The organism is Prevotella sp. S7 MS 2, from assembly GCF_000762865.1.
In the GTDB taxonomy this organism is placed as follows: domain Bacteria; phylum Bacteroidota; class Bacteroidia; order Bacteroidales; family Bacteroidaceae; genus Prevotella.
In genome coordinates this window covers 1-13,841 of record NZ_JRPT01000050.1, presented here as the reverse complement: position 1 = coordinate 13,841, position 13,841 = coordinate 1, and the positions used below count along the sequence as shown (strand labels likewise).

8 protein-coding genes are annotated in these 13,841 nt (G+C 47.6%); 7 read left to right on the top strand and 1 reads right to left on the bottom strand.

Annotated features, from left to right (window positions below):
* The coding region (locus HMPREF0671_RS08835; RefSeq protein ID WP_036899633.1) for a TonB-dependent receptor at positions 1-1,644 on the bottom strand (1,644 nt) is incomplete at its 3' end.
* 388 nt (positions 1,645-2,032) lie between these two features.
* On the opposite strand from HMPREF0671_RS08835, the gene HMPREF0671_RS08830 reads away from it, so the two are divergent.
* The 7 genes from HMPREF0671_RS08830 (at position 2,033) to HMPREF0671_RS12295 (ending at position 13,791) form a co-directional block, all read left to right on the top strand.
* Positions 2,033-3,433 (top strand): DUF4099 domain-containing protein, encoded by a 1,401-nt coding sequence (locus tag HMPREF0671_RS08830; RefSeq protein ID WP_036863981.1) that lies wholly within the window; start codon positions 2,033-2,035, stop codon positions 3,431-3,433.
* Positions 3,434-3,454: 21 nt separating this feature from the next.
* Positions 3,455-5,539 (top strand): type IA DNA topoisomerase, encoded by a 2,085-nt coding sequence (gene topB / locus HMPREF0671_RS08825; RefSeq protein ID WP_036863984.1) that lies wholly within the window; start codon positions 3,455-3,457, stop codon positions 5,537-5,539.
* Between the two features lie 110 nt (positions 5,540-5,649).
* Positions 5,650-10,170, top strand: a complete 4,521-nt coding sequence (locus tag HMPREF0671_RS08820; RefSeq protein WP_036899629.1) for a DUF2958 domain-containing protein — start codon at positions 5,650-5,652, stop codon at positions 10,168-10,170.
* A 257-nt stretch (positions 10,171-10,427) separates the two neighbouring features.
* Entirely contained in the window at positions 10,428-11,681 is a 1,254-nt protein-coding gene (locus tag HMPREF0671_RS08815; RefSeq protein WP_004359018.1) for a site-specific integrase, read from the top strand.
* A 12-nt stretch (positions 11,682-11,693) separates the two neighbouring features.
* Entirely contained in the window at positions 11,694-12,977 is a 1,284-nt protein-coding gene (locus HMPREF0671_RS08810) for a site-specific integrase (RefSeq protein WP_036899626.1), read from the top strand.
* Positions 12,978-13,032: 55 nt separating this feature from the next.
* On the top strand, positions 13,033-13,518 hold the full coding sequence (locus tag HMPREF0671_RS08805; RefSeq protein WP_004359020.1) for a DUF1896 domain-containing protein: 486 nt from the start codon (positions 13,033-13,035) through the stop codon (positions 13,516-13,518).
* A 27-nt stretch (positions 13,519-13,545) separates the two neighbouring features.
* On the top strand, positions 13,546-13,791 hold the full coding sequence (locus HMPREF0671_RS12295; RefSeq protein ID WP_118264313.1) for a hypothetical protein: 246 nt from the start codon (positions 13,546-13,548) through the stop codon (positions 13,789-13,791).
* Positions 13,792-13,841: the final 50 nt, after the last annotated feature.

Below are 13,841 nucleotides of genomic sequence, written 5' to 3'. Positions count from 1 at the left end.
AAGTGTCAAGGCATTATTGGGAAGTAGATGGAATGCCATTGCTTCGCTCCAGCCAATCATCGTACTGTGGTTGGTCGATGTTCTAAGTTTGTCTTGCAACATGATTGCTTCGGCAAACGGAAGGACTTCCGAGTGGTGATTAAAAAGTTTTACTCCTATTTCGTTGGTAAATTTACCACTGTTTAGATTCAATTTATGAGACAATCCGGATACTATGGCGTGTACCGTACTTGGGTATCCGCTTGTAGGCAGACGTGAGTATTGGTCGGCAAGTTCGTCTTTTGGCTTCTTTCTCCCATAGCGGTAATTGGTGTTCCATGTAATAAATTGAGTATCGCCAATCTTATAAGTCAGGTTGAGTAATTCACGAATGGTAGTATGCCTGTCATGTGAATCGTTTGGAACAGAGCCAATCTCTCCGCGTCCTGAACCGCTTGGGAATCTGTTACCTATGAAATCGTAACAATAATGTGAAGTATCTACTTGATTGACGAGACTAAGACCAACAATGGAATGTAGTTGTGCGGTGAGTTTACCGTTTAAGAAACTTTTCTCAAGACTCAGTGCCGCATTGGCAGAACGTGTCCGCGTAAAGGCATGCTGAATATTATTTTGCACGTTCATCAATCCCCCTTGTATCTCTTTGCGATAGTAGTCGGCACTCAATGTGATGTCAAATCGGTCGAACCATAATTGTTGGCTGCTCACACCCACGTTGAAACCTCCATGTGTGTACGCATCATGGTCACGGTGGATGATACGTCCCAATTCAAAAGGAGAAGAAAAACTATAATTGTTTTTAGCATAGTTCATCGTGGCACCGGCATGGAAAGCTGTCGAGGTCTTGCCAATATATTGCTTCAGTTGCAGACTGCCGATATATGTATTGTATGATGCTACCTCAAATGCCGTTTCCAAATGATTTTTGTTGAAGTCTTTCAGTCGGATGTTCACGGCGCCACCTAATCCGTCACCTCCCAGCCATGCCGGGATGATGCCTTTGTATATCTCCACTTCATCTACCATATCAAGAGGTATGCTGCTGAGTTGAAATTCATCGGAATTTCCCATAGGCATACCATTGATAAAGATACCGACACGCTTACCGTCCATCCCTTGTACGATGATACGTGAAGCATTACCTAGTCCGCCTTGTTGAGCCACTTTGATACCTGCAGCATTGTCAAGAATTTCGTTTAAGGTTGCAGTCTTGTATTTAAGAGACTGACTGTCTATAATGGTGACTGCAGATGGAACTTCACGATGCTTTTGCGCCTTGCTTTTTCCCAACACTACGACATCAGATAGGATATTGTTTAATGGCTGCAATTCCACATTACAGCAAATGCTGTCATTGATGTATGATTTTTTATTGAGTAGTATGTTACGACTTTTATATCCTACATATTGAACTATGATCCGCTTGCTGCTTTTTGAAGGAAGTTCCATTCTAAACACACCTGCATGATTTGAAATTGTGCCGATATTAGAGTTTTCTAAAATAATAGAAGCTCCATCTAACGGCAGGTGAGTTTGCTCATCCATAATTTGCCCATAAACGATTTTTTGAGCTAACATGTTCTGCCAAGTGAATGAGAAAATTAGCACCAATAGGAAATTGTGAAGAATATTTTTATTACTCATGATTACTATTAAAGTCCATTATTCTTTTGCAAAAAGTATTTGTTCTATTTTTTTTTCAAAAATGAACAATGATTAGTTTTGTTCACAAAAAAAGCGCAACATTCTATGATGAATGATGCGCTACTATGCTGTTTCAATTCAGAAACTCTTTGTATATGATATTTATCCTTTGTCATAAACTTTTTTTAGATGCTGCAAAGTTAGAAATAATGACATTTCTCCACAATACCTAAAAATAGTGATTTCTTATAAAACGCATCACTCAATAATGGAAGATTTCCTTTCTTTTCTCACGAGTTCCCTCCTTTTCTTTAATTCAAAATCTATAATATTATTGCTTTAATTTTGCTGTTCGATAATGATTTATTCATCTTAAAAACAATGATTTATGGAATCAAACAACAATGACAACTATGTGCTGGTATTGGAAGACCGCACGGAAGTGAAGAATGCTAACGAAATGGGAAAACTCTCCGTGGTTTCAGGTATTGACGACAAAGGAAAGCTCCAAACAACCGAAGCCAAGGACGTGCATCAGGCAGCCTTTTTGAAATTCAACAACAAAGACGGCTTGTTGAAGAATTTCATGACCAATTTCCTCAAACAGTTCAACGAACCATCCCGTTTTGGACTCTACAAGGTAGTGGCTAACAACGTGGAGCAAAGTGTGGCATCCCTCCATACCATGCTTCAGAACCGTGAGAAGCCGGAGAATAAGCAGCTGTTGGCAGACAGTCAGGTGCGCTTTGACGACTTCCTGCCCAAGCAGAAGAATGCCACCGCCATTGACGAGTCGAAGATTGATTGGAAGCAGCTCGACACTCTCGGGCTTACCCGTGAGCGGCTGGAGCAGAGCGGAGAGTTGGCAAAAATGCTCAATTGGCAGAAGAGCAATCTCATCACAATTGCTGTTCCTATCGGTGACACCACCATCTATACCGATGCCCGCCTTGCGTTCCGCACGGACGACGAAGGCAACATTGGACTGGCTATCCATCCTTTGAGAAAGGAGCCGCAGCTCGATTTTCCCTATATGGGCTACAAGTTCTCTCCCGAAGAAAAGGAGCAACTCCTCACTACGGGTAATCTGGGCAAGACCATCGAGGTAACACCCAAGAACGCCGAACCTTTCTCTGCATACGTTTCTATTGACCCACAGACCAATGAACTTATTGCCCTTCGTGCCGACCGTGTGAATATCCCCAAGGAAATCAAAGGCGTTACACTTTCTGATGCACAATACAAAGACCTTGTAGAGGGCAAAGCCGTGAAAGTGGAAGGTATGACCGCCAAGAGTGGCAAGTCCTTTGATGCCACTCTGCAAGTCAATGCAGAGAAGAAAGGCATCGAGTTTATCTTCGAGAACAAGCAAGGCTTGAAGGAACGCCAGCAGCACTCTCAGCAACAAGGCGCACCACACAAACTCTGTGGCTTGGAACTATCCGACAAGCAGCGTGAAGCCTTGGACAGCGGTCGCACACTTTATCTGAAGAACATGGTGGACAAGGAAGGACAACCCTTCAATGCCTATGTCCGTATGGATAAGGAGCAGAACCGCCCGCGTTTCTACAAGTGGAATCCTGACAAGAAGCAAGAGACCGGCAAGGAAAAGGTGGTAGCCGTAGCCGAAGAACACAAAACACAGGTTGCCGTGAATAACGACGGCAAGACCAACGAAGCCACCAAGAACGTGAACGAGCCGTTAAAGTCCAGGCAGACACAGCCCACAGCCGCCCAAAAGCAGAAGCAGGACGAGAAGAAACAACAGCACCGTGGACGTAAGATGTAACCCTTAAAATAATACCCGAATATGATTACTTGTATTATTGCCGAGAAACCCTCGGTAGCCAGAGATATAGCCCGTATTGTAGGAGCTAATACCAGACAAGACGGACATTTAGAAGGTAACGGTTATGTGGTAACATGGGCGAAGGGACACCTCATCACCCTCGCCATGCCCGAAGCCTACGGTTTTGCAGCCTATAAAGCCGAAGACCTGCCCATCCGTCCCAATCCCTTTCAGCTTATCGTGCGTCAAGTGCGCAAGGACAAGGAATACACGTCCGACCCCGCAGCCCTCAAGCAGCTCAAAGCCATTCGTGGTTGCTTTGACAAGGCTGACCGCATCATCGTAGCCACCGATGCCGGGCGTGAAGGTGAACTCATCTTCCGATATATCTACAACTATTTGAACTGCCACAAGCCTTTTGACAGACTTTGGATTTCCTCCCTCACGGATAAAGCCATCCGTGAGGGGCTTGCCCATCTCAAGGCAGGAACTGCGTATGACAATCTCTATCACTCCGCCAAGGCAAGAAGCGAAGCCGACTGGCTTGTGGGCATCAATGCCAGCCGTGCCCTGTCCATCGCACGCAAAGGCGGTTACTCTTTGGGACGAGTACAAACCCCTACACTCGCTATGGTCTGCCGTCGGTACATAGAAAATCGTGATTTTTCTTCCGTTCCATATTGGAAACTCTCCGTAGCAGTAGAGAAAGAGGGCGTATCGCTGAAAGCCGTGAGCGGAAGTGCATTTGACAATGAAGCCGATGCACAGTCCGCTCTCGCTTTGCTTCGCGAACAGAGCCGGTTTACCGTGACTTCGGTCGCAAGAAAGGTGGGACATACGTCGCCACCCCTCTTGTACGACCTTACCACTCTACAAAAGGAAGCCAACAAAAAGCACGGCTTTTCAGCAGATAAGACCCTCTCAATAGCGCAGAGCCTCTATGAGAAGAAAATCACGACCTATCCCCGCACAGGCAGCCGATACATCAGCGAAGACGTCTTCGAGGAAGTACCCGTCCTACTTCGCAAAATTGGCGAAACACTTCCGACTCCACTTAACCGCCACTCGGTGGACAACGGCAAGGTAACTGATCACCACGCCATTATCCCCACGGGTGAAACACCATCGGGACTATCGGCAGATGAAACGACCATCTACCAAATGGTAGTCCATCGTTTCATCGAAGCCTTCTCTCCCGATTCAGAGGAGGAGCGGATGCAAGTGGAATTGACCGACGGTACAAACACCTTCATTTGGAAGGCATGTCGAAGCATTTCTTTGGGCTGGAAAGCCGTACAGCAAGGTACCGGCACGAACGATGAAAAAGGTAAGGAGAATGAGGAACAAACTGTATCCGTCCTGCCTAACCTGACAGAGAACGAACTATTACCACTGCTCTCCTCAGAGATTACCGAACACAAGACCAAACCGAAGCCACTTTATACCGAAGCTACTTTGCTTTCTGCTATGGAGAATGCTGGTAAAGAAGTTAGTGATGTAGAGAGCAAAAAGGCACTGGCAGAATGCGGAATCGGTACACCTGCCACCCGAGCCAACATCATCGAAACGCTGATTCTACGCGACTATATCCGAAGAGAAAAGAAAACGGTAGTCCCGACAGAGAAAGGCTTGGCAGTCTATGAGATTGTCAAGAACAAACGAATAGCCAATGCTGAGATGACAGGCTCGTGGGAACTGACCCTTGCCGCCATTGAGGCAGGACAGATGCCATCCGAGAAGTTCGCACAAGGCATCACCTCCTATGTGGAGACAATTTGCGAGGAACTCCTTGCCCTTACTCCACCGATGCAGAAGTCCTATCCCACCTACCGCTGCCCCAAATGTGGCAATGAAAGTGTGGGTTTCTATGCCAAGATTGCCAAATGCAGGCACGAGGGCTGCGACTTCCACATCTTCCGTGAAATCTGCGGCACGTTCCTTTCCGAAGACAATATCCGTGATTTGATAACCACCGGGCGAACGCCCATCCTCAAAGGATTGACGAGCAAGGCTGGGAAGAAGTTCTACGCACGTCTTGTTCTGGGCGAAGACCACACCACCTCCTTTGAGTTTGAGGGAAAGAAAGGAAAAGCACGAGGGAGATAGTTACCACAGACTCGGAGAGGAAATAAATTAGTTGGGAGATAGTAAAAAAACTATACGTCAGAAATGATTTCCCGACTAATTTTCCCTCTCCATCTTAAAATAGAAAAATTATGGCATACAATAAGAAAGCAGTCTTGGAGGGCAATACGGAAGCCATCCGTGTAATCCTTCGATTAGAGAAAGAACGCCGTGAAGCCACCGAAGCCGAAAAAGTCCTGCTCAGAGGCTATCAAGGTTTCGGTGGTCTGAAATGCGTCTTGAACCGATGTGATAATCCCGATGACCTCCGCTATTGGAGCGCATCGGAGCAAAACCTGTTCGCGCCTACCCAAAGGCTCAAACAGATGGTATACCGTGATGCCATCGATGCTAACACCGCCAAACGCTATTGGGAGAGTATCAAGGCAAGCGTACTGACCTCCTTCTATACCGACACCCGTATCGTCTCCGCCATTGCCGATGCCCTTAGTGCTACCGATGTGCAAGTAAGACGATGCTTGGATCCTTCAGCAGGTATGGGAGCCTTTACCGAAACCTTTGCCAAACAAGCAGGCATGGTCGATGCCATGGAGAAAGACCTACTGACGGCACGCATCGCACAAGCCCTGCATCCTTACGGCAAGGACAATATCTTTGTTCGGCAAGAACCCTTTGAAGCCATCGGTGAATTGGAAGAGAAGGACAAGTACGACCTTATCACCAGCAACATCCCCTTTGGCGACTTTATGATCTATGACCGTAGTTATAGCAAGGGAGAGGATATCCTTAAACGGGAATCCACCAGAACCATTCACAATTATTTCTTTGTGAAAGGGCTGGACACTATCAAAGAGGGCGGACTTCTTACATTTATTACCTCGCAGGGTGTATTGGACAGCCCCAAGAATGAAGCCATCCGCCGTTACCTCATGCAGAACAGCCGGCTTATCTCTGCCATCCGCCTGCCGTCGGGTATGTTCTCCGAGAACTCAGGTACGGATGTGGGCAGCGACCTCATTGTGCTGCAAAAGCAGAGTGGCAAGGAAATTGGTGAGGGCATCGAGCAGCTGTTTGTACAAACCGCCTCTGTTCCCAAAGGCGACGGTTTTTCTATTGCGTTCAACCACAACTCCCTCTTCGAGGGCGAATGGAAGGATGTTTCCCACCGCACGATTGCCACAGACAGAAAAATGGGTACAGATCCATACGGCAAGCCCGCTTGGGAATATACGTTTGACGGCGGTATCGAGAATATGGCTGATAGTCTGCGTACACAGCTCTCTTTGGAAGTGGAGCAGCGTTTCGATCGTAAACTCTACGAAACAGGCATACCCATGACCGGGGAGGAATGGCAGGTACACGTGGACAAGATGGTGCAGAAAGTGCAAGAAAGCATAAGAACGGAAGAAACACCTCTGTTACAAGAATCCAAGGATAAGGAGGAAAAGAAAGAGGAGGAAGAAGAGGAAAATGCTTACAATTTGATGCCCGTCAGCACCAAGAAGCAACTCCCTAAACTCTACGCAACGGAAAAACAACTCATCGGCGACCGAACGGCATACGCTCGCTACTTTTTCCCTATGGGAGCCTACACTGTTTATATGTTGGAATACGACCCCAAGGAACGCATCGGTTTTGGTGCCGTAACGATGGGCTACGGCTGGGAACTTGGGTATATGTCCCTTAAAGAAATGGAAGAAGTAAAGGTCAGAGGTTTGGGAATTGAGCGGGACTTATACTTCAAGCCCACTAAATTGCACGAGATTGCGGAACTGGAAGAGATTGTCAGGGGACAATACACCAAAGAACCCATCATAGAGCAAGGCAAGGAAGAAAGTCGTCAGGAAGTCCTGAGACCAGTACAGGAAGACACTCAGCCCCAAGTGAAGGTCGAAGAAGGTAATAAGATAGTGGGAGATGAAGCAAGAGACGAAGCAGGGACAAAAAAAGAAGCACAAGCTGCACAGGTCCTTCCAACAATAGAGACTGAAACCGAACCAGCCCCAGAAGGCGTTCCCGTAATCACTCTCCAAAGACAATATGAGCAGGCAAGCCGTGAAATTCGCACGGACGTGGAAGCCCCACGTGAAATGAACGGACAGACGGTATTCTTTGACGAAGACCATCATCCCATTATGGACAGCACCATCGAGACAGAGACAAAGGAACAGTTCTTGTTTACCCCGGAGGAATATAGTCTTTGGACACAAGATGTAGCCCGTGTAAATAATGAAATCAAGGAGGCTACTCAACAAAAGAAGGTCAGCGATAACCAACCGCTTTCTGCGAGCCGACAGTCCAAGCCAGCAAGAAGCACGCCAAGCAGTTCCCGCAGAAGCAAGAAAACGGCAGCTGCTCCCATCAGAGAACCCTCGCTCTTTGACTTTATGGAGGAAACCGAGCCTCGCAAGCCACAGCCCATAGCAGAGGTTAAGAAAGAGTTTGACGCTTCACCGCGTCCTTTCCTTTCTTCTCCCGACTCACATTTGCGTGACGGCTCGATAGTCGTACAGAATGGGCAGGTAGGCTTCCTGTCTGACTTGAAACGACATCCTACCTTCAATCCGATGGACCTGCCCTTTGCCCAGCTCTCACGGCTGAAAGCATACATAGAGATTAGGGAGAGTTATCACCGACTCTATGATTATGAGGCGAACAACCAAGCAGAGGACAAGGAAGAGCGTGAGAAACTCAATCGGCTTTATGACGGCTATGTAGGTCGTTGGGGGTACTTCAACCAGAAAGTAAACACCGATGTCATCAAAATGGATGCCACCGGAGTGGAAATGTTGTTCTTGGAACGCTCCGAGAACGGCAGGTACATCAAGGCGGACATCTTCGACCATCCGACGGCTTTTTCCACCTCCGAACTGTCCATAGCTTCAGACCCGATGGAGGCATTGGGCGCATCACTCAACAAATACGGCACGGTGGAACTTGATTATATGAGTTCCCTGCTTCCCGATATGGAAGAAAGTGATATGCTTTCCGCTTTGGAAGGACGCATCTTCTACAATCCCGAAGAAGACAGCTATGAGGTTGCCGACAAGTTCATTTCGGGCAACGTGATTGAAAAGGCGGAGCGTATAGAGTCGTGGCTCTTGGATCATCCAGAGAATGAGGAAGCGAAACAGAGTCTGACTGCCCTGCGTGCCGCCACACCAACGCCCATTCCCTTTGCCGATTTGGACTTCAATCTCGGTGAACGATGGATACCTGCCAAAGTATATGGCAAGTTTGCTTCGGAGTTCTTCGGGACGGATATTAGCGTATCCTACCATTCCAATATGGACGAGTATTCCCTTGTCTGTGACCGAAAGAATGCCAATATCTGGCACAAGTATGCCGTGCAGGGAGAATTTCGCCGTTATGACGGCATCAACCTGCTGAAGCACGCACTTCACAATACCATTCCCGACATCAACAAGAGTAAGGAGGTGACGGATAAGATCACAGGAGAAACCAAGACCATTAAAGTACGGGACGGACACGCCATACAGATGGCGAACGCCAAGATTGAGGAAATCAGACAGGGCTTTGTAGATTGGCTCGGACGGACACCTGACACGTTCAAGGAGCAGTTATCCGACCGTTACAACCGCCTTTTCAATTGCTTTGTGCGACCAAACTTTGACGGCACGCATCAGACTTTTCCCGACCTTGACTTGAAACGGTTGGGCATTGATGACCTTTACAAGAGCCAGAAGGATGCCGTATGGATGCTCAAGACCAACGGCGGTGGTATCTGCGACCATGAGGTTGGAGCGGGCAAGACGCTTATCATGTGTACGGCAGCCTACGAGATGAAGCGGTTGGGGTTGGCTAATAAACCGATGATTATCGGACTGAAGGCAAATGTATTCGATATTGCTGATACTTTTCGCAAGGCGTATCCCAATGCCAAGATACTCTATCCGGGAAAGAACGACTTCAGTAAGCAAAATCGCCAGCGCATCTTCAACGACATCAAGAATAATGATTGGGACTGTATTATCCTCACGCACGAGCAGTTTGGTATGATACCGCAGGCTTTGGAGATACAGGAGGCTATCTTACAAAAAGAGAAAGACTCGGTAGAAGAAAACCTTGAAGTGCTCCGTATGCAGGGAGCGGACATATCCCGTGCCATGCTCAAAGGCTTAGAAAAACGTAAGCAGACCTTGGAAGCCAAGTTGCAGGGCATTCAAGACAGCATTGCTGAGCGCAAGGACGATGCCGTGGATTTCAAGATGATGGGTATTGATCACCTTTTTGTAGATGAAAGCCATCAATTCAAGAACTTGATGTTTAACACCCGCCACGACAGAGTGTCGGGCTTGGGCAATCCTGACGGCTCACAGCGTGCGCTGAATATGCTCTTTGCCATTCGCACTATACAGGAGCGGTCGGGCAAGGACTTGGGAGCAACTTTCCTTTCGGGAACAACCATTTCCAACAGTTTGACCGAACTTTATCTTTTGTTCAAATACTTGCGTCCGCAAGCCTTGGAAAAGCAGGGAATCAACAGTTTTGACGCATGGGCTGCGGTCTTTGCCAAGAAGTCCACCGACTATGAGTTTTCCATCACCAATGAGATTATTCAGAAGGAACGTTTCAGAACCTTCATCAAGGTACCCGAACTTGCCTCGTTCTATGCGGAAGTATGGGAGTAGAAAGCAGAAAATGGCATAAAACTCATATCTGACTGAAATACAGCGGATATTGCTTGTTTCTTCTTAGGGTTGCATCATAGGAAACAGGCAGAAAAGGGAGCGAAAAGGAGGGAGTTCAGTTACCAAATCGTTCGAAAAACGATGAAAGGAAAAGGACGGCTGAAAGTGGTAACTAAAACGGAGTTTTCTCTTTCATTATCAATGTTTTGCATCGTTCAAAGTTCCTCAAAGAAGTGTAATTTTGCAAGTAAAAAACAATGGAAAAAGAAAAATTCAAGCTGCTTTTCTACCTCAAGAGAGGTACGCAGGACAAAAACGGAAAAAGTCCCATCATGGGACGCATCAGCGCAGGACGCTCTATGGTACAGTTCAGTTGCAAATGCTCGTGTACTCCTCGTTTGTGGGACAGTCGCAAAAACCGACTGCTGGGCAAGAGTGCCGAAGCCGTATCGGTAAACAAGGAACTTGACCGCCTTCAGGTGAGCATACACAAGGTTTATGAGTCTCTTTCGGGTAAATCCGATGCTCCCATCACGGCAGAGCGAGTACGGGAGCTTGTATTCGGACTGAACAGTGAGTCACAAGGACTGCTGCATCATACAGACGAGTATATCGACCGCTTCCGTGAGCGTGTGGGCATAGACCGCAGCGAACGCAGACTAAAATGCCTGTTGCTCTTTCACAAGCATCTGGCAAACTTCGTCAGGTATCGCTACCGTGTGGAGGATATTCCCGTGCAGAAAGCCGACATCGCCTTTATCAAAGACTTGGAGGACTACTTCGCCAAAGAAAAGGGATTCAAGCTCAACACTTCGGCTGGCTATCTCTCCATGCTGGCTTCCTTGCTCAAAGACCTGCATAAACGGCACATCATTGACACCTATCCCTTCATCAACCATTCCATTCGTTGGGAAGTGGGTACTCCACGTTACATCACAAGGGAGGAGGTAGGTCTTATCGCAGCCTTGGGAGAAGATAAATTGCAAGGCTATGAAAAAGTGTCGAGGGATATGTTCCTTTTCTCCTGCCTGACGGGGCTTTCCTATACCGACGTGTATCACTTGACGGAGCAGCACGTCTTTCACGAAGCGGGAATGACTTGGATACGCAAGCCGAGAATAAAGACGGGCAACGTGTGCCACATCCCCCTACTTCCCGAAGCCACTGCCATTATCGAGCGTTATCGGGGCATTCACACGAGGGCTTTCCGACACGAACCGCCCAAGGGGTATCTGCTGCCCATACCCGGATGCGACACGGTAAACATACACCTCAAAAAGATAGCACGGCTTTGCGGTATTCAGAAAACGCTGACCTATCACATGGCACGGCATACCTTCGCATCTCAGATGACACTGTCGGAGGGCGTGTCCATTGAGAGCGTTTCCAAAATGCTCGGACACAGTCAAATCAAAACCACGCAAGTGTATGCGGAGACATCTCCCGAGCGTGTCTTTCTGGACATAGAGAAAATACTTCCACAACTCGCACATTATCAACTGACCAACTAAAACCGCAGAACAATGAAAAGTACATTTGCCATACTATTCTACATAGATAGAAGCAAGACCAATGAAGACGGACTATGCGTAATCCGTTGCCGTATCACCTGTAATGGAACGTCCTCATCGTTTTCCACGCAGTTGCAAACTTCCCCCGACGAGTGGCTTGCCCGAAAAGGGTGCATCAAGGCGACAACAGGTAATTCAAGCGGCATCAATCTGCAACTGAACTCAATAGAAGAGTGCTTGCATTCACTCTATGAACGTACATTAAGGGAAGAAAACTATATCACGGCGGAATACCTCAAGGAGCGTTATATGCAGCAAAGTCGCCCCATGCCAACACTTACGGAGCTATATCAATCCGTTTGTGAATACAAGGAGGAATTGCAGGGCAGAACATTAAGCAAGGCAACTGTCAGGGCTTTTAAGGACAGCTACAAGAGTTTTGTTCATTTCCTGCAAGTAAGGGACAGGGCAGACTGTATGCCCACAGAGGTGGACAAGACTTTGCTTGAGGACTATCGCCTTTTTATGCTTCGGGACTTGGGAAACAAGGAAAGCAGTGTCGGCAACCGCCTACGCCACTTGCATCAGGTCATTCGCAAGGCATTGCAGGAGCGATACGTTCGTGAAGACCCTTTTGAACTCATAGACATAGAAACGCCTACCTACGAGCGCAATGCACTTACGGCGGACGACCTGCAAAAACTCTTGGCTTACCGTCCGCACCGCTCGACAGATAACCATTGCAGACTTATTTTCCTCTTGGGATGTTTCACGGGGCTGGCATTCTCAGACTTAAAGAAACTCCGAATGGACGATGTTTATACATTCGGGGATGGGCGTAGGTACATATCGCTCTGTCGAACAAAGACACAGAACAGAAGTATTGTCCCGTTGCTGCCCGTTGCCGAGAAAATACTCGCCATTGTGAGCCACGGACGAAGGGAGGGGCTTTTCTTTCGAGAGTTTCCCAGCAACAGTAATTTCAATAGAACTATTCAGGAGATATGTATTAAGGCAGGACTGCCACCGCATACTCAAGCGACCTCGCACATCGCACGGCACACCTTTGCCACGACCATCTGTCTGGAGAACGGACTTCCGATAGAGACGGTGAGCAAGATGCTGGGGCATCGCTTCATCTCCACGACCGAGATTTATGCACGGGTGACCAAGAGCAAGATTGCCAAGGAAATGCAACCCCTGATGGGTAGTGAGCATACAAGGGTACTGCGTAAAGCCTTACGGCTGTGTCCGTCAAGAACACCGAAAAAGTCAAGTCCCATAATTGGGATGTAACAGCCGTAATGAATGATTCAAAAAAAAGAAGTCCAACTTTTTAACAAGAAAAACAATGAAACAGAAGAACAAAAAGGAACTTTCCTACTTCCGATTGAAGTTAAGAAGTTACATGAGTGAGCATCACCCCGAAAAGTTGCAAGATACGGAGTTTATCACTGCACGGGCAGATATGGCTCTCACAGTTTACTGCGATGCTGTAGCACAAGGCTTTACACACATTGAAGCGGAGAGCATGGCAAGCGAGGCATTGTATCAAGGCTTGCACTTTTCCAAGTACGATACGCTTATATCCGTGTTGGAAAACGAGTTTGAAAGGGAACTTCCTGCACCGCTCCCAGAGAAACTCGTACCTATACTGTTGTCGAACAAGGCTGTTCAAGCCACATTCGACAAGTTCGGTTTGACGGACACATTGGCTTCTGACGAGCAATACGGCCGTCTTTACACCGAACTGACAGGCACGATAGTGCTGCTCATCGAGAGCAACAATCTGCCAACGGTCAGACTGACGGAGGAAGCAAGCCTGAAGGCGTTGTAGGCAAAGGCGGCGCACGCAAAGTTCCTGATGCCGTTTCTTATCGTGCAAAGGTACAACGGCAGCCTGTCTGCCCTGACAAGGTCGAGTCCTGCGGATGGAGAGAAGAATCTCCACCGCAGGATTTCTCTGTTTCAAGGTGGTATTGCCATTTTCTATATCCATGCGGTCGTATTCATCTCTCCCAACCTTGCAGGGCTGGGCTGCCGTAGAGAGTATAGGCACGACAAGAATACGGCATACTCAGGCTCTTTGGACGCAAGGCGTAACAACTAACAACAGATAGGACTGACGATAATACGGACAATCTATTGTTTGTACAATTT